The organism is Pseudomonas sp. Z5-35, from assembly GCF_051131945.1.
In the GTDB taxonomy this organism is placed as follows: domain Bacteria; phylum Pseudomonadota; class Gammaproteobacteria; order Pseudomonadales; family Pseudomonadaceae; genus Aquipseudomonas; species Aquipseudomonas marvdashtae.
In genome coordinates, this window is sequence record NZ_CP071640.1 from 1,544,715 (window position 1) to 1,561,859 (window position 17,145).

Annotated in this window: 14 protein-coding genes and 1 tRNA gene; 12 read left to right on the forward strand and 3 right to left on the reverse strand. The window is 60.2% G+C overall.

The genetic code is table 11. The features are described from left to right. Positions 1-29: 29 nt before the first annotated feature. Positions 30-1,463: a M48 family metalloprotease gene (locus J3P95_RS07245; protein ID WP_434578097.1), complete on the reverse strand. Its 1,434-nt coding sequence runs from the start codon at positions 1,461-1,463 to the stop codon at positions 30-32. A gap of 97 nt (positions 1,464-1,560) precedes the next feature. Here J3P95_RS07245 and J3P95_RS07250 point away from each other — a divergent pair, with 97 nt between their 5' ends. Continuing rightward, complete coding sequence (locus J3P95_RS07250; protein WP_304554895.1) at positions 1,561-1,800, forward strand: sulfurtransferase TusA family protein; 240 nt, start codon at positions 1,561-1,563, stop codon at positions 1,798-1,800. 29 nt (positions 1,801-1,829) lie between these two features. Beyond that, complete coding sequence (locus tag J3P95_RS07255) at positions 1,830-2,900, forward strand: AI-2E family transporter (protein ID WP_434578094.1); 1,071 nt, start codon at positions 1,830-1,832, stop codon at positions 2,898-2,900. A gap of 57 nt (positions 2,901-2,957) precedes the next feature. Here J3P95_RS07255 and J3P95_RS07260 read toward each other — a convergent pair whose 3' ends face one another. Beyond that, positions 2,958-3,431 carry a peroxiredoxin gene (locus J3P95_RS07260; protein WP_434578093.1) on the reverse strand — a complete coding sequence of 158 codons (474 nt, stop codon included), beginning with the start codon at positions 3,429-3,431 and terminating at the stop codon, positions 2,958-2,960. A gap of 10 nt (positions 3,432-3,441) precedes the next feature. Continuing rightward, positions 3,442-4,002 (reverse strand): glycine cleavage system protein R, encoded by a 561-nt coding sequence (locus tag J3P95_RS07265; protein ID WP_434561844.1) that lies wholly within the window; start codon positions 4,000-4,002, stop codon positions 3,442-3,444. Between the two features lie 315 nt (positions 4,003-4,317). On the opposite strand from J3P95_RS07265, the gene dapA reads away from it, so the two are divergent. The 10 genes from dapA (at position 4,318) to J3P95_RS07315 (ending at position 17,092) form a co-directional block, all read left to right on the forward strand. Continuing rightward, positions 4,318-5,196, forward strand: coding sequence for a 4-hydroxy-tetrahydrodipicolinate synthase (gene dapA / locus J3P95_RS07270; protein ID WP_434578090.1), 879 nt, complete (start codon positions 4,318-4,320; stop codon positions 5,194-5,196). Between the two features lie 17 nt (positions 5,197-5,213). Further along, positions 5,214-6,329, forward strand: a complete 1,116-nt coding sequence (gene bamC / locus J3P95_RS07275; protein WP_434561848.1) for an outer membrane protein assembly factor BamC — start codon at positions 5,214-5,216, stop codon at positions 6,327-6,329. 4 nt (positions 6,330-6,333) lie between these two features. Beyond that, entirely contained in the window at positions 6,334-7,092 is a 759-nt protein-coding gene (locus tag J3P95_RS07280; RefSeq protein ID WP_434578088.1) for an MBL fold metallo-hydrolase, read from the forward strand. Positions 7,093-7,119: 27 nt separating this feature from the next. Next, the gene (gene purC, locus J3P95_RS07285; RefSeq protein WP_030141208.1) at positions 7,120-7,833 is read left to right on the forward strand and encodes a phosphoribosylaminoimidazolesuccinocarboxamide synthase; all 714 of its coding nucleotides are present in this window, start codon (positions 7,120-7,122) and stop codon (positions 7,831-7,833) included. An 83-nt stretch (positions 7,834-7,916) separates the two neighbouring features. Then, positions 7,917-8,006, forward strand: a tRNA-Ser gene (locus J3P95_RS07290). 211 nt (positions 8,007-8,217) lie between these two features. Next, on the forward strand, positions 8,218-10,710 hold the full coding sequence (locus tag J3P95_RS07295; protein WP_434578086.1) for a hypothetical protein: 2,493 nt from the start codon (positions 8,218-8,220) through the stop codon (positions 10,708-10,710). A 75-nt stretch (positions 10,711-10,785) separates the two neighbouring features. Beyond that, positions 10,786-11,697, forward strand: a complete 912-nt coding sequence (locus J3P95_RS07300; protein ID WP_434578084.1) for an Ig-like domain-containing protein — start codon at positions 10,786-10,788, stop codon at positions 11,695-11,697. Between the two features lie 210 nt (positions 11,698-11,907). Further along, positions 11,908-13,815: a hypothetical protein gene (locus tag J3P95_RS07305; protein WP_434578082.1), complete on the forward strand. Its 1,908-nt coding sequence runs from the start codon at positions 11,908-11,910 to the stop codon at positions 13,813-13,815. Between the two features lie 14 nt (positions 13,816-13,829). After that, on the forward strand, positions 13,830-15,449 hold the full coding sequence (locus J3P95_RS07310; protein ID WP_434578080.1) for a hypothetical protein: 1,620 nt from the start codon (positions 13,830-13,832) through the stop codon (positions 15,447-15,449). Next, complete coding sequence (locus J3P95_RS07315) at positions 15,449-17,092, forward strand: hypothetical protein (protein ID WP_434578078.1); 1,644 nt, start codon at positions 15,449-15,451, stop codon at positions 17,090-17,092. The genes J3P95_RS07310 and J3P95_RS07315 overlap by 1 nt, the downstream gene beginning before the upstream one ends. The last annotated feature ends 53 nt before the right edge of the window (positions 17,093-17,145 follow it).

Genomic DNA, 17,145 nt, shown 5'->3' on the forward strand with positions numbered 1-17,145 from the left:
GAGGCGGTTTTTTTATGTCTGGCGAATGCTCAGCCCATCATGTCCTTGACCATGCGCTCCTGCTCCATGAGCTCTCGTTGCCGGGCATCGATGCGCGACGACAACGGGAAATTGGTGCCGGCGCGCCGTTTGGCGAAGTCCAGCTGCTGGATGGCCTGACGGTAATCGCCCACCAGTGCGAAGTATTCGGCACGTGCTTGATGCAGGCCGATGATATTGCCTGACAGCCCGCGGGTTTCCGCCACCATGTACCAGACGTCCGGGTCGTCCGGGCGGTTCTTGAGCAGAGTTTCCAGGGCCTTCTCGGCATCGGCGGGGCGGTTCTGCTTGAGCAACAGGTCGACACGCACTTGGTTGAGCGGATAATTGCCCGGGTATTGCACCAGCAGCCGGTCGACGCGAGCTTGAGCATCCGCCAGCTTGTTGCTGGTAATGTCCAGATCCACTTCGGCCAGGTTGTAGATGATCTCGTTAGGCGATTTCGCCAACAACGGCTTGAGGTTCTCGCGAGCCTCATTCAGCTGGCCGCCCTTGATTTGCGCGATCGCCAGGCCATAACGGGCGACATCGTTCCTCGGGTTTTCGTCCAGCAACGCGCGAAAACGCTTGGCGCCCAGCCCCGGCGTTTCTTCATAGGTCAACTGGACCCGCGCGCGAATCAGTTGATAACGCATGCTGTCCTCGATACCCCCCGGCCTGGCCTGTTCGGCACGGTTGCGGGTGTCGGCAATGCGCGATTCGGTGACCGGGTGAGTCAGCAGGAACTCTGGGGGCTTGGCGTCAAATCGGTACTGGCGCATCAAGCGCTCGAACATGGTCGGCATGGACCGCGGGTCGTAGCCGGCCTTTTCCAGGTTCTGGATACCGATGCGGTCGGCTTCCTGCTCGTTCTGGCGCGAGAAGCGCCGTTGTTCCTGGATGGCGGCGGCCTGGGTCCCGGCGATGGCCGCAATACCCGCGTCACCACCACCGGCGGCGGCAATCACGATGCCCGCCAGCAACGCCGCCATCATCGGCACTTGCATGCGCTGTTGGGCTTCAACGCCGCGGGCAAAGTGACGTTGTGACAAGTGCGCCAGTTCATGGGCCATGACCGATGCGTATTCGCCTTCGGTCTGCGCGTTGAGAAACAGTCCGCCATTGACCCCGACGATTCCGCCGGGTGCGGCGAAGGCGTTGAGCTGGGGGCTGTTGATCAGGATGAACTCCAGGCGCCGGTCATTGACTTGGCTGGTTTCCACCAGCTTGTAGACACTGGATTCGACGTAGTCCTTGAGCTGCGGATCGTTGAGTTGCGAGACCTGGCTGCGCAGCAGGGCCAGCCAGGCGCGACCCAGTTGATGCTCCTGTTCCGGCGAGACAATGGCAGAACTGGCATCGCCAAGTGACGGCAGGTCGTCGGCGAAGCCCGGTGAGGCGAGCAGGCAAGCGAGCGTCAGCAGGGTGGGGCGCAGAAATGTCATGCACGGAGCCTTAGTCGACAAAGACCTTACTGTAGCCGGACAGCGGGTCCGGGACCAGATATTCTAGGCGGCTCGACGACTGTTGCGGAGTGAAACAATGACCGATGCTGTAGCCCACGATGCCGAGTTGGACGCCAGCGGCCTGAACTGTCCGTTGCCGTTGCTCAAGGCCAAGCTGGAACTCAATCGCCTGGCCAGCGGCGCCGTGCTCAAGGTGATCGCGACGGATGCGGGCTCCCAGCGCGACTTTCGTACCTTCGCACGGCTGGCCGGTCACACGCTGCTGCGTGAAGAAGACGAAAACGGCGTCTACCGTTATTGGCTGAAGAAAGCCTGAAAACGGACAGCAATTCATAGGGATTTTTAATGTTCAAAGTGTTACGTGACTGGATCCAGCGCTACTTCTCCGATGAAGAGGCGGTGGTATTGGCCGTGCTGTTGTTCCTGGCCTTCACGGCTGTCCTGACGTTGGGAGGCATGCTCGCGCCGGTCTTGGCGGGGATGGTGCTGGCGTACCTGATGCAGGGGCTGGTCACAACGCTGGAGCGCTTGCGGCTGCCAGGCTCCGTGGCGGTGGGGTTGGTGTTCGCCCTGTTCATGGGGCTGCTGTTGGTGTTCCTTGTGGTGATTGTGCCCTTGCTCTGGCACCAATTGGTGACCTTGTTCAACGAGCTGCCAGGGATGCTCGCGAAATGGCAATCGCTGCTGCTGCTATTACCGGAGCGCTACCCGCACCTGGTCTCGGATGAGCAGGTGCTGCAGACGATCGAAGTGGTGCGCGGCGAGATCGGCAAGTTCGGCCAGTGGGCGCTGACATTCTCCCTGTCCAGCTTGCCGCTGCTGGTGAACATCATGATCTATCTGGTGTTGGTGCCAATCCTGGTGTTCTTCTTTCTCAAGGATCGGGAAATGATCGGGCGCTGGGTTCGGGGTTATCTTCCTCGTGAACGGGCGCTGATCACTCGGGTAGCCCAGGAAATGAATCGCCAGATCGCCAACTACATTCGCGGCAAAGTCATCGAGATTTTCATCTGCGGCGGCGTCACCTATATCGGTTTCGTCGCCCTGGGCCTCAACTACGCCGCGTTGCTGGCGCTGCTGGTGGGGATTTCGGTGGTGGTGCCTTACGTCGGCACCGTGGTGGTAACCGTGCCGGTGGCGCTGATTGCGCTGTTCCAATGGGGCTGGAGCGACCAGTTCATCTATTTGATGGCGGTGTACGGAATCATCCAGACACTGGACGGCAACGTGCTGGTCCCGCTACTGTTTTCCGAAGCGGTGAACCTGCACCCGGTGGCGATCATCTGCGCGGTTTTGCTGTTTGGCGGGCTGTGGGGATTCTGGGGAGTGTTCTTCGCGATTCCCCTGGCGACGCTGTTCAAGGCAGTGCTGGATGCGTGGCCTAGCAAGGAACCGGTGGTGGCGCCGCTCTTGTAGGGGGCCTGGGCACATGGCGAGCCGGCTCGCCATGTGCCCAAGACAGGCAATGACACCTCAGGCGTTATTCAGCGCCTGAGCCGCCGCCAGCACCGCGTCCACATGGCCCGGCACCTTCACGCCACGCCATTCCTGACGCAATACACCGTCCTTGTCGATCAGGAAAGTGCTGCGGTCAACGCCCAGGTACTCCTTGCCATATAGCTTCTTTAGCTTGATCACGTCGAACAGCTGGCAAACCGCTTCATCCTTGTCGCTGATCAGCTCGAAGGGAAACTCCTGCTTGCACTTGAAGTTCTCGTGGGACTTGATGCTGTCCCGGGAGACGCCAAACACCTGGGTGTTGGCCGCCTGGAATTGTGCGTATTGATCGCGAAAACCCTGGCCTTCGGTGGTGCAGCCGGGAGTGCTGTCCTTGGGGTAGAAGTAAATCACCACCTGCTTGCCTTTGAGGGCCGCGAGGCTGACGGTCTGCCCGCTGGTGGCGGGCGCTTGGAAATCGGTAACCGGCTGGTCGATGGCAACGGCCATGAACGCTTCCTTACATTGGGTTTTGTGGGCGCCACGGTTCGATCAATGCGTCCAGGTTCATCGCATCGGCGAAATCCAGGAACTGATCACGCAGCCAACTGATCTGGGTGCCGGCCGGCAAGGTCACGGTGAACGTGGCGTTGAGCATGGTGCCGCCCGTTTGCGGGGCCTGATAGGTGTCGCACGTGAGGTTTTCCAGCTCGACGTGGTGGTCCATGAAAAACTGGCACAGCTCGTTGATGATGTCCGGGCGGTAGGCCGAACTCACATAGGCCACGTAGGGCAGGGCCTGGGGACGGTTCTCCAAGACAGCGCTGCGCACCACGTTAACGGTGAAGGCGTGCTTCTTGGCCAACACGGGCAGGCTACCTTCCAGGCGGGCGAGGGCGTCCCAGCTGCCGGAGATCTCGAGCACGAGCGCGCTGCATTCGCCATGACGGGTCAGGCGTGAGGTCACGACGGCGCAGCGATTTTCATGGCTGGCGCGGCACAGGACGTTAGTCAGCTCCATGGGGTTGGCGCCAAGGGCACTGATAACAAGGAATTGTTCGCGGACTGTGGGGGTGGACATGCAGCATTCCTAAAGCGATGAGCGGTCGGTATGTTTCAGCTCGACGGGGCGACAGCACTGGGAAAACGAACGGTTCAAGCCTTTTGCTTTTTTGTGGCGCTGCGTTGCGGGACATCACGCAAACACCTGTTCAAGAGCAGGATCGAGGCTTGTAGCGACGAAAACGGAGGCTGGAAACCGGCGTATGAGCTTATCGGTACCGATCAAAGGCTGAAGGGTAGCGAAAACCATCGCCAAGGGGAATGGGAGTTCGCTTGTACAAGCATCTTGGCGCCAGTACCATTACGGCTCTCTTTTTCCGGCAGGAGCGGTTTCATGATTGCGGGCAGTATGGTGGCACTGGTCACACCCATGGATGCACAAGGGCGTCTTGACTGGGCCAGCCTCAGCAAACTCGTGGACTTCCACCTTGAAAACGGCACCCACGCCATCGTCGCCGTCGGTACTACCGGCGAGTCGGCGACCCTTGACGTCAACGAGCACATCGAAGTCATCCGCGCCGTGGTCAAGCAGGTCAATGGGCGCATTCCGGTGATCGCCGGTACCGGCGCCAACTCCACCCGCGAAGCCGTCGAGCTGACCCGCAACGCCAAGGAAGCCGGCGCCGACGCCTGCCTGCTGGTCGTTCCGTACTACAACAAGCCTACCCAGGAAGGCTTGTACCAGCACTTCAAGCACATTGCCGAAGCCGTCGACATCCCACAGATTCTCTATAACGTTCCCGGCCGCACCTCCTGCGACATGCAGGCCGACACCGTTATCCGCCTGTCCACCGTATCGAACATCATCGGCATCAAGGAAGCCACTGGCGACCTGGCGCGTGCCAAGGCCATCCTCGATGGCGTGAGCCAGGATTTCATCGTGCTGTCCGGCGATGATCCGACTGCTGTCGAGCTGATCCTGATGGGCGGCAAGGGCAACATCTCCGTCACTGCCAACGTCGCGCCACGCGACATGGCCGACCTGTGCGAGGCCGCGCTCAAGGGCAACGCCGAGACCGCACGGGCACTCAACGAAAAACTGATGCCGCTGCACAAGGACCTGTTCATCGAGGCCAACCCGATCCCAGTGAAATTTGCCCTGGTCGAAATGGGCTTGATGCACGAAGGCATTCGCCTGCCGCTCACCTGGTTGAGCACTACCTGTCACGAACAGCTGCGGCAGGCCATGCGCCAGTCCGGCGTCCTGGTTTAATTGAGGAACTACACTGCATGAAGCGAATGGCCGGCCTTTCCGCACTTGCCTTGATTATCTCCAGCACCAGTGGCTGCGGATGGGTCTGGGGCCCGGATGGTTATTTCCGCGATCGTGGTAGCGACTACCTCGAAGCGCAACAGACTGCACCGATGCAACTGCCACCCGACGTCAGTGTCGCCAAGCGCCTGGATCCGCTGTTGCCGATCCCGCGCAACGTCGCCGACGACAGCGTCAAAGGGGAATACGTCGTCCCGCGTCCACAGCCGTTGACGGCCGTGGCCGATGCCAGTGACTACACCCTGCAAAAGAGTGGCGACTCAAGCTGGGTCATGGGCCAGCACCCGCCGGCCGAAGTTTGGCCCGTGGCGATCCAGTTCTTCCAGGACAACGGCTTCCGCCTGGATGAACAGCGTCCGCAGACCGGTGAGTTCACCACCACCTGGCAGCGCTCCGATGAACTGTCCGCGGCCATGGCCAAGCGCCTGAGCGCCGCCGGTGTCGCCGCCGACAGCGAAACCCGCGTGCGGGTGCGTATCGAGCCGGGCGTGCAGCGCAACACCAGTGAAATCTACGTGGTCAGTGCCGAGCGTCCTGCCGGCAGCACCGCCGACGTGGCTTTCACCAACCGTTCGGTGAACAACAGTCTCGACGCCGCGCTGGTCGACGACATGCTGGCCAGCATGAGCCGTAACGCCGAGCAGGGCGGTTCAGTCTCGATGCTGGCGACCCGTGACTACGACACGCCGAGCCGCGTCAGCCTGAGCGAAGACGGCAGCGGCAATCCGGTGCTCAACGTCGGCTCCGACCTGGATCGCGCCTGGTCGAGCGTGGGTCGTGCGTTGGAGCAGGGCGAATGGCGAGTTGAAGACATCAACCGCAGCCTGGGCCTCTACTACATCAACCTCGCCGAAAAAGCCGAGAAGAAAGACGAGAAGCCCGGCTTCTTCAGTGGTCTGTTCGGCAGCGCGCCGGACAAGGAAGAGATCGAAGCCCGTGCCGAGCGTTATCAGGTTCGCCTGAGCAAGGTCGGCGACAACGTCCAGGTGACCGTCGAGAAAAACATCAACACCGTGGCGCCGGCCGATGTGGCCCGCAAAGTGTTGGGCGTGATTCAGGACAACCTGGGCTGATCCGATGCGTTTTGCCGTTCTCGGCAGCGGTAGCCAGGGCAACGGCACGCTGATCGCCAGCGCCGGCACCTATGTGCTGGTCGATTGTGGTTTCTCCTTGCGAGAAACCGAGAAGCGCCTGTTGCGCCTGGGTGTTCACCCGGCGCAACTGAGCGCGATACTCGTGACCCACGAACATGCCGATCATGTGCATGGCGTGGGTTTGCTGTCTCGGCGTTACAATCTGCCGGTCTACCTGAGCCGCGGAACGCATGGCGGCCTGCGCAAACCCATCGAACCGGCTGGCTTCGTGGCCGGCGGCGAGCAGTTGCGCATTGGTGCCCTGGACATCAACGTGGTCAGCGTGGCGCATGACGCCCGGGAGCCGACGCAATATGTCTTCAGCGATGGCGAGCGGCGCTTCGGGTTGCTCACCGACCTGGGTTCGTATTGCGACAGGGTCATGGACAGTTATCGGGACCTCGATGCGCTGATGATCGAGTCCAACCACTGCCGCGACATGCTGGCGCGGGGGTACTATCCGTACTTTCTCAAGCAGCGGGTCGGCGGGGAACACGGACATTTGAACAACCACCAGGCGGCGTTCCTGGTGGCCGAGTTGGGCTGGCAAGGCCTGCAACACCTGGTCCTGGCCCATCTGAGCAGCAAGAACAACCTGCCGCAGCTGGCCCGGCAATGTTTTGTCGACACTCTCGGGTGCGACCCGGACTGGCTGCAACTGGCCGATCAAGATTCAGGGCTCGACTGGCGACATATCGCCTAGCCCACTACTTAGCAAGCGGAGCCCATCATGGAAAAACGTGAAGAACTCTACCGCGGCAAAGCCAAGTCGGTTTACAAGACCGACGACGCTGACCGCTTGATCCTGCTGTTTCGCAACGACACCTCGGCGTTCGACGGCAAGCGCATCGAACAGCTCGACCGCAAAGGCATGGTGAACAACAAGTTCAACGCCTTCATCATGCAGAAACTCGAAGCCGCCGGCGTGCCGACCCAGTTCGACAAACTGCTGGGCGACAACGAATGCCTGGTCAAGAAGCTGGACATGATCCCGGTGGAATGCGTGGTGCGTAACTACGCCGCCGGCAGCCTGGTCAAGCGCCTGGGCGTGGAAGAGGGCATGAAGCTCAATCCCTACACCTTCGAGCTGTTCCTGAAGGACGACGCCAAGGGCGATCCCTTCATCAACGAATCCCACGTCGTGGCCTTCGGTTGGGGCACCGCCGAGCAACTGGCGCGCATGAAGGAATTGTCCCTCAAGGTCAACGACGTGCTGACCAAGCTGTTCGACGATGCCGGCCTGCTGCTGGTGGACTTCAAGCTGGAATTCGGCGTGTTCAGCGACGGCTCCATCGTCCTGGGCGACGAGTTCAGCCCGGACGGCTGCCGCCTGTGGGACAAGGACACCAAGAAGAAGATGGACAAGGACCGCTTCCGCCAAGGCCTCGGTGACGTCATCGAAGCCTACGAAGAAGTCGCCCAGCGCCTGGGTGTACCGCTGTAATCGACGCAAGCATCTGATAGCACGGAAAAAATTTCGCCCGGGGGTTCGCTTCCGGCGAATGTGCTGGTATGATGCGCGCCACTGGAGAGATGCCGGAGTGGCCGAACGGGACGGATTCGAAATCCGTTGTACTGGCGACAGTACCTAGGGTTCAAATCCCTATCTCTCCGCCATAATTGAATACGACTAAGCCCCTGAAATGGTTGAACATTTCAGGGGCTTTTTCGTTTCTGGCGTTTTGTAAAACACCTTCGCTCAAGTCACCCCAGCCCGCCGTTCGTCTTAAATCCATCCGACCTGTAAGTTCTGACAGTAGGCAGCCTTCGCCGCTTGAAGTCTCATGGCTCCATGCCGAAAGGCCGCCCACCATTGTCAGGAGACATCATGGACATCCAATCTTCCGCCTTGAACGAATTGTTCAAGCTATTCCCTGTGATCATCATGGGGTGGGTGACGCCAGTGAAGCCGGCGGGTATTGCGGATGGCGGCATTCCCAAGAGCCTGTACGACAATCAGCCCAAGGGGTTGAGATGCCTGATCGACGCGTGGACCGAACTCCAGAAACGTTCCTGGACAATGGCGGTGGATGACCGAGCTGATTTGTACGTCAACGACGATCCATTTCCGGTGGATGGTAAGGACGTAGGGCCAGGAGAAGAACAGCTGCGCATGGAGCTGCATGTGCCCCATGGTCGGTTACTGAATGGTGTCAACCGGTTGCACTACAAAGTAACCCGTCCCAGTGAGAACGGTGCGTCATCAGGGGATTTGTTTGTACTTTATCACCTGCGGGCGCCGGGGGAGCCTGCACCCCAAGGCCTGGACCTGGTCATTCCAGTCGACGTGATTGCCGACGGAGTCAGCGGTGAACGGGCGGCGCAGGGTGTAGCGTTTGGTTTTACTTATTCCAATCGGCGGACCTACGACCGCATCAATTTCTTGATAGGCAATGCGACGGTTCCATTTGAAGTATTGGACGGTTCGGTGCCCGTGGTGCATACGCTCTTTACCGATACATTCATACAGGCAGGGGACAACCCAAACACGCCGCTTGAATTCAGGGTGACGGATCAGTTGGGCAACTCCAACCAGTCGTCAATCAAATATATCAATGTCCACCTTGGTCAAGTCGAGCAGGACCTACCAGCGCCCAACGTTGAAGGTGTTCAGGACGGCGGCACGCTCGATCCCTCTCAAACAACCCAGGTCTGGACCAGGGTGCCGGGGACGGCGTTGCTGGAAGGCGATGAGGTCGTTGTAACCTGGACGGATGAAAGCGGTGTCGCTCTTTCTTATGTATCTCCACCAAAACCTTATACGTTCAATGACACGCAGCTAGGTTATCTGCGGTTCTCGATCCCTGCGGCTGATGTTCAGAGATTTCTCAATAAGGATGTGAAAGTCACCTACACGCGGGATCGAAACGGCACGATCACCGGGCCGTCATTGCCATTCAGCATGCGGGTTGAGACGGCTGTATTGCAGGAGCCGTTCAAGGTGATGGGCGCGCGTTTCAACCGAACCACCTATCGAGCTTCCGGCAGCTCACGGTTACTGAGCGCGCTGCATACCACCACGTTGCAGCCGTTGCCGGTGGAGTGGAAGTACCTGGACGAATCGAGTTGGAGTGCTCCTTCTGCTAGCTGGCGTGATACCCAACCGTCCAAGCCTTTGCAAGTACGTTCCAGCAGCCATGAGGCGACGTTGAACCCGGCGAATATTTTCGGCAACGGGGCCGATACGCTTACCGATGGCGGTGCAGCTTTTGTAGCCTTGCGCGACCAGGGCGATGTGGTGGGCTGGGGCAATCCGGATTTCGGCGCGGCACCTCCCGCCCTGAGCAATATTTTCGAAGTGAGCTGCACCCAGAGCGCTTATGCGGCGCTGGACAGTGGCGGCACTGTGCGGGTCTGGGGCGATTCGAACGCAGGCGGGATGATGGGAAGCGTATCGCCTTATGGCTTCGCCGAGTTGGCCGCCAATGGCAATGCATTTGCCGGACGCAAGACCAGCAACAATAGCCTGGTGGCCTGGGGGAGAGGTCAGGAGACGGATTTGATTCCTCCGGAACTGGGAGGGCTCCCCGGAACAACACATGTTTACGGCGCCTCCCAGGCATTTGCGGTTCGTCGGCTGAATAACCCTGTCGTGGCCTGGGGTCGAAATTTGGACGGTGACTACGGCGGCACGATGCCTGGGGACCTCGTTATCAATGATGCCGTGGACATCTTGGGCAGTTTCGCCGCTTTCGCTGTCTTGCGTGCAGGCGGCCGAGTGGTGGCCTGGGGCAATACTGCCTATGGCGGCACGTCACCGAATCTCCCCGGCATTGCTTCTCTGGGGTGTTCAAACGCCCAGGCGTTCTGTGTCCTGAATAACAGTCAGCAGGTGCAATCGTGGGGCACACCGGATTACGGAGGCGGCGGGGTTCCGTCACCCAACAGCAACGTTGTCGAAGTCGTCAGCACTTGGCGCGCATTCGCCGCGCGTCGTGGCGACGGTACCGTAGGGGTTTGGGGGCGACCTAATGAAGGCGGTACCCATCCTGGAGGGCTGACAAACGTTGTGCAGATTGCCGGCAGTTCCGAAGCGTTTGCCGCGTTGTGCAGTGATGGCTCGGTCATAGCCTGGGGCAATGCGCTGGTGGGCGGCGGCGAGGTGCCGGTTTTGACTGACGCGCTGGCGATATACAGCAACTCCCACGGTTTCACCGCATTGACGACCAGTGGCGATGTGGTCAGTTGGGGGCATTCTGGCGGCGGTGGCAACAACGCCGCAGTGAGGGGGCAACTGCGCAACAACGTCTCCTACTACCGCTCGCCACCGGCACCGAGGGCCCTGGCCGCCCAGGCTGAGCACGCCAGCAGCCACTCTTGAATCATTTTTCCGGTTCTTGATCGGTCTCGGCGCACCGTAAGGACGCCGAGTCCTCTCTACCTATGAGGCCTCATCATGTCCGGCACACCTGAACGTGCGGTAAACCTGCCTCCCCCGTCGGTGGATGAGGCGCCTGACGGCATCCTCGACCCTGCCGATATCCCGCTTGATGGTGCCCGTGTCCGGCTCAAGCGCTCTGCCGCCGATACTGGCTGGCAGAAGGCGTTTGTCTTCGTCGGCCCTACCTACAGTAATCAGCTACCCGTAGGAACGACGATCAAGGATGTCGTGTTCTATGTCGAGGCAGAGCATTTTGTTGCTGATGCGGACGGTATCGTAATCATCCGTTATGACGTGCTGATGAGCGATGGCAGCACGGAACCCTCGGACAATTTTGAACTGAAAATAGACGTTGGCTTTGAGGCGCCTGCGACACTCGATCTCAGCCAGGATAATTATGTCGCGGTGGCCGACAAGGCTCCGCTGGACGTACCGTCCTATGCCCGGATGACACGACCGGCGACCGGGGGCACCCCGCCCTATCGCTATGAAAGCAGCAACGAGTACGTGGCCAGCGTCGATGCCCAGGCCGGCGAGGTGACCGCCAGGGGCAACGGCCAATGCACGATCACCGCCACCGACAGCCTGAATCAGCCGCGCCAGTATGAGCTGACCGTCAAGGGCATCCGGCAAGTGCATTGGCTGAGTAACAGCGCCGATTGGCAGGGCATGACCGCGGCTTGTGCTGTCGCCGACCTGGACAGGGTCACGCGCTCGGACCTCGACCGGTTACGGGCAGTGTACAAGCACCCGGACATTGGTGAGGCGGTCGGGGAATATTTGGGTTGGCTGCCCTATTCGTTCTGGACCGGTGACGCTGCGGGGGCGGGTACTTATTGGATCTATGACATGGACACCGGTGACAAGACGTCAGCCGATGCCGGCGCCCATCACCAGGCACTCGGTATTTCCAAACGAGTGTCATGACCGTTTGCTTGAGGGGGGCGCGACATGAACGACACGCCAGAGAACACTGCAGCAAACGCTTTGTTGCCACCACCTTCCGTGGAGGGAGTGGGTGAGGACGCGACACTTGATCCCGATTCGGTGCCCCAGGGTATCAGGGTTCAAATTCCCGCAGGCAGCTTGGTCGAGGGCGATCTTGCAGTGCTCAGCTGGGCGGACGCGGCAGGCGTCGTGACCGCTTACACGCGCGACAAGCCCTATACCTATAACGATGTGGGCCTACCTTTGTACTTCACCGTAGCTCAGGCAGAGGCCCGCCGGTTCCTCGACCAAAGCGTGGCGCTGAGCTACACGGTGCAGCGCTTGGCGGGCGGAGCAGACGAGGACTCTGAAGTCTTCAGCTTTCGGGTGGCAAAGCTGCCGCTGCCTGCGCCGACGATTCTGAAGGCCGAGGACAACCAACTGAACCCGGACGACTTGTTAGGCAACGCCACGGTACTGATCCCACGCGAAGCCTGGCTGAGAGCTGGCGATGTGCTGCGGGTGAACCTGGCGGGCGCGGCGGATGCCGGCAGTACCGTGGTGACGCATAAGGTCCTGCCGAGCGAGGGCGGGCAAGCGTTGGAAGTGGCCATCCCGTACAGTGTGATCGACGCCAATGAAGGCCGGTCTGTCGTGTTGTCCTATACCGTCAACGGGGGCGAGCCGAGCCCAGAGGCCGTGTACTCAATCAAGCGGGACATAGGCTCCGGCGAGCTGCGGGTCATGGGCGCGCGGTACAACCGTGGTTTGTATCGCTGTTCGGCATGTTCGCGTCGGTTGAGCGCATTTCAGGCGTCGACCGGGCGGCCAATCCTGGCGCAATGGCAATACGACGGTGACGACGGTTGGGTGGCCGGCACGAGTTTTCGTGACACCGACTCGTCCCGTCCGTTGCGCGTGCGAACGACGGATTTTCAGATCATCGTCAATCCGGCGAACGTGTTGGGTAATGGCCTGGATAGCATGCTGACGGGGGAGGCGGCGTTCGTGGCCCTCCGGGGCATGGGCGATCTGGTCGGCTGGGGCAACGCCATCGAGGGCGCGAAAATTCCCCCGACCATCATCAGTATGGACGACATGGCCGAGGTGAGCGCCACGGCGGGCGCCTACGCTGCGCGCCGGGCCAATGGCAATGTCGTTGCCTGGGGATTGGCCACCCATGGCGCGACCATGGGTGAGCTGTCGAGGCTGGACTTTGCCCAAGTAGTGGGCAATGGCGCGGCTTTCGCCGGTATCAAACGCAGTGGTCAATTGGTCGCCTGGGGAGATCCGGAACGCGGTGGGTTGCTGCCCGCGCCCATCGAGGGCTACACGGATATCGTCAGGGTGTGCGGCGGGGCGTCGGCGTTTGTCGCGATCCGCCGCGCTGGCGAGATCGTGGCCTGGGGCGCTGCCGCCAGTGGCGGCGAGTTGGGCGAAGCGGTCGGGCAGTTGAACGATATCGACGACGTGATGGGCAATGACGCCGCGTTCTCGGCCCTGCGCAAAAATCGCCGGCTGATTGCCTGGGGAGGAGCGGAGCAGGGCGGTGCGCTGCCGGAAGAGATCGCCTACCTGGACGATATTGTCGAGTTGAGTTGTGCCAATGCGCAGGCGTTCGTTGCCCGGCGAGCCAGTGGGCATATCGTCGCCTGGGGCGCGGCGACTCACGGCGGCGTGTTGCCGGACGTGATCAGGGACCTGGACGATATCGTCGAAGTGGTCGCCAATTGGCATTCATTCGTGGCTCGCCGGGAAAATGGCCACGTGGTGGCTTGGGGGACGGCGCAAACCGGGGGCGAACTCAGTGACGAGATTGCCCGGCTCAACGACATTGTCCAAGTCGTCGGCTCATCCAGGGCTTTTGCCGCCCTGCGCAAGGATGGCAGTGTCATGGCGTGGGGCGATATCACTGTGGGCGGGGACGCGAGTCCTGTCGCCGAAGGGTTGACGGACGTCCAGGCCATTTATGGCAACACCCATGGTTTTACTGCCTTGACCGCAGACGGTCGGGTCGTGACGTGGGGCCATGCCGCAGGAGGGGGCGACAGCGATGCGGTGCGATCTTTGCTCAATGACCAGGTGGCTTGTTATCGAGCCGTCGAAGCATTGACGTAGCGGGCCTCGCGATCATGAGCCATTTCTTCAAGATATTGATGCTGTCATGGGCACTGCTTGGCGTGACAGTCCATGCCGCCACCGGCCCGGAAGTTGCGCAATTGCTTAACAATCGTTACCGCTATGCACCGCAGCAGTGTGCTGGTGGGAACCCTGCATATTTTTGCAGCGGGGTATTGGTCAGCAGTCTGGCGAGCGGGCTATCGCTCAAGTTCTGGGAGCATACGGACAACGCTCTCGTGGTCGGTGCCCGGAGCTTTTCCTATTTGCGACGAGACTTGGGTATACGCACCCTGCGCGAGAGCAATGGCATGGTCTTCAGCGATTCGATCACGGCTATCAGTCAGGGCAAGACTGTCGACGTGCGCTGCGCCTACCCTTTACCGACGACGATACACGGGCTTGAGGGTTGTGGGGCCGGCGGGACAGTGGACGATCCGGGTTCCTGCGCCGCGCAAGGGGTCAGCGATGCGCCTGGCTGGCTTGTGCATTTCCAGCAGCACGGCCAGCAGCTCGACGCGCAATGTTCGCTGAGCAGCCGGATCGCGACACAGTTTCGCGCCAGCCTGCTGGCCCACCAGCAGTTGGGGGGTGACTGGGTGACCCAGCCCAATCAGTTGCAGGTGCGCCTTTGGGATGCACAGGCGCCGACGCAGATTCCGGTGCAAGCGTTGTTTTATGACTTGAGTCAAACCGGCGGCTTGCGTGTGGCGCAGAAGAATCAGAACGATTATCACGCGGCCACCGGGCAATGGCTGCCGATCCTGCGCCTGGATATGTCGCGGGCCCGGGATGACGTCTTCGGCTTCGAACTGTGGGACCAGATTTATATCGGCTATGAAGTGGCCGAGCGGTTGAACAGGCGCTATTTCGATACGGCGGCCACCTGTCCGGATGGTCGGGCATCGTTCTACTGCAATTGGGTGATATTGAGAGGAACTGATGTTTCGCCACTTTTTCATTCTTGGAATCCCAGCCCCGCTTCGAAAGAAAACAACGGTATTTCCATTACGCTCCTAAGGACCGATTCCCTGGCCCCGAGGCCCGTCTGGCCTCAGGGGCTGCTGTTCAAGGAGATGGCAGCTCCGTCCGCGCATCCGCAGACATTGCGCTGCGGGTACCCCTACGACGGGCATACGGGATGGGGCACCGACGCCTGCCTGGTCAATGATGCCTGCGCCAATCTAGGGATCGACAACCTGGAAAAATGGACGGCGAAATACCACGCGAGTCTCTACCTGTCCTGCAGCTTCGACCCAACGGTAACGAACCTTCAGTTGATCGATGAGATCCGCAGAACGATCCCGATGCCTGAATACGACTGGAACGAATTCATTCTGGCGGCCTGGCCGGAGGATATTCCCGAGCAGTTGCCCGTCGACGCTCTTTTCTATAGCCACACGTCCTATTTCCCTCGGGATGGCCTGGCCGGCGCGCGTTATATCCAGGATGACTATTTCAAGAGTACGGGGCGCTTCTGGCCGGTCGTCCAACTGCGCCTTGGTGCCACGGACCGGCAGGTATTCATCTTTAATCCCGACGATCAATGCCTGGCTGGCAGTTGCGCCCCACCCCAGCAATCGTTCGGGGCTCAGGAAGCAGCAGATGCCTGGTTTCTCAAGCACGGACAATAGTGTCGGGGAGCGTCACGATGAGTAGTTATTCGGTTTGGCTCGGTAAAGGTCTGGTCCTGATGCTGGCACTGCTCATTTTCACGAGCCAGGCTGCAACCGGCCCGGAAGTCGCGCAATTGCTTAACAATCGGTACCGCTATGCACCGCAGCAGTGTGCCGGAGGACACCCGGCATATTTTTGCAGCGGGGTCTTGGTCAACAGTTTGGCGAGCGGTTTCACCGTGAAGTTCTGGGAGCATGGTCCTACCGCCGATGCCCTGGGCGCGCGTGACTTTTCCTATTTGCGCCGCGACCTGGGCATCCGCACCCTGACACAGCCCAGCGGGATGGTGTTCAGTGATTCGGTAACTGCCATCAGCCAAGGAAAATCGTTGGACGTGCTCTGTGCCTACCCGTTGGTATCGACGAATAGGGATAAATACGGCTGTGGCGCAGGCGGCAGCGAGGGTGATCCGGGCTCCTGCGCCGCGCAGGGCGTGAACGATGCGCCGGGTTGGCTGGCGCATTTCCAGCAGCAAGGCCAGCAGCCTGCGGCGCAATGTTCGCTGAGCAGCCGCATCGCGGCACAATTTCGCGCCAGCCTGCTGGCCCATGAACAACTGGGCGGCAGTTGGGTTGCCCAACCCAACCAAGTACAGGTACGCAATTGGGATCCCCAGGCCCCGACACAAGTACCGGTGCAAGCGTTGTTTTATGACGTACATGGGGACAAGGGACTGCGCGTGGCGCAGTCCGATCAGAAGGACTATTACGCAGCCACGGGGCAATGGCTGCCGATCCTGCGCCTGGACCTGACCCAGGCCGACGGCTTGGTGTTTGGTTTTGATTTGCAAGAGCAGCTGTACGTGGGCTATCAGGTGGCGGAGCGGCTCAACAGGCGGTATTTCGATACGGCGTCGACCTGTCCAGACGGTCGTGCGTCGTTCTACTGCAATGGAGTGGTGTTGAGGGGAACCGATGCGAATACCGCATTCCATTCCTGGAATCCCAGCCCGGGATCTGTTCGGAACAATGGTGTTTCCACGACTTATTTGAGGGCCGATGCACACGTCCTCAGACCGGTTTGGCGTCAAGGGTTCCTATTCAAAGAGTGGGCCGCGCCGGCTACTTACCCGCTGACGATGGGTTGTGCCTATCCTGTCGATGCAGGTACCTCAAATCTGGCTGAAGCTTGTTCGTCCCATGGTGTGTGCCAGCAAATGGGGATCGACAGCGTGGCTACCTGGATGGAGCGTTATGGTACCTATCCCTATAACACCTGCAGTTTTTTGCCGACTGCGGAGCAGATCCAACTGACGATCGATATTCGCGTGCACATGGCGGATAGGGATTGGAATGAGTTCATGGTCAGGACCTGGCCGCAGGACATTCCCGAGCAATTACCGATCGACGCGGTGTTTTATGGCGATGCGCTTTTCGAGGGTAATGGGCCGGTCGGTTCACGCTATCTCCAGGATGATTACTTCCAGCAAACCGGTCGATTCATGCCGATTGTCGAACTGCGGCTGGATGCGCCGGATGCCCGGATATTTAGGTTCAGTCCGGACGACCAGTGTCTGAGCGATCGTTGTCCGGCTCCTCAGGTAAGAGCGGCGGGTCGACAATATTTCGGTCCGAACCTGGAGCGGTACCTGGATCCTTAACGATGTTGCTTCGTTCAACGGCGATTGCTGTTTGTCTGTGTTCGGGGGGGCGA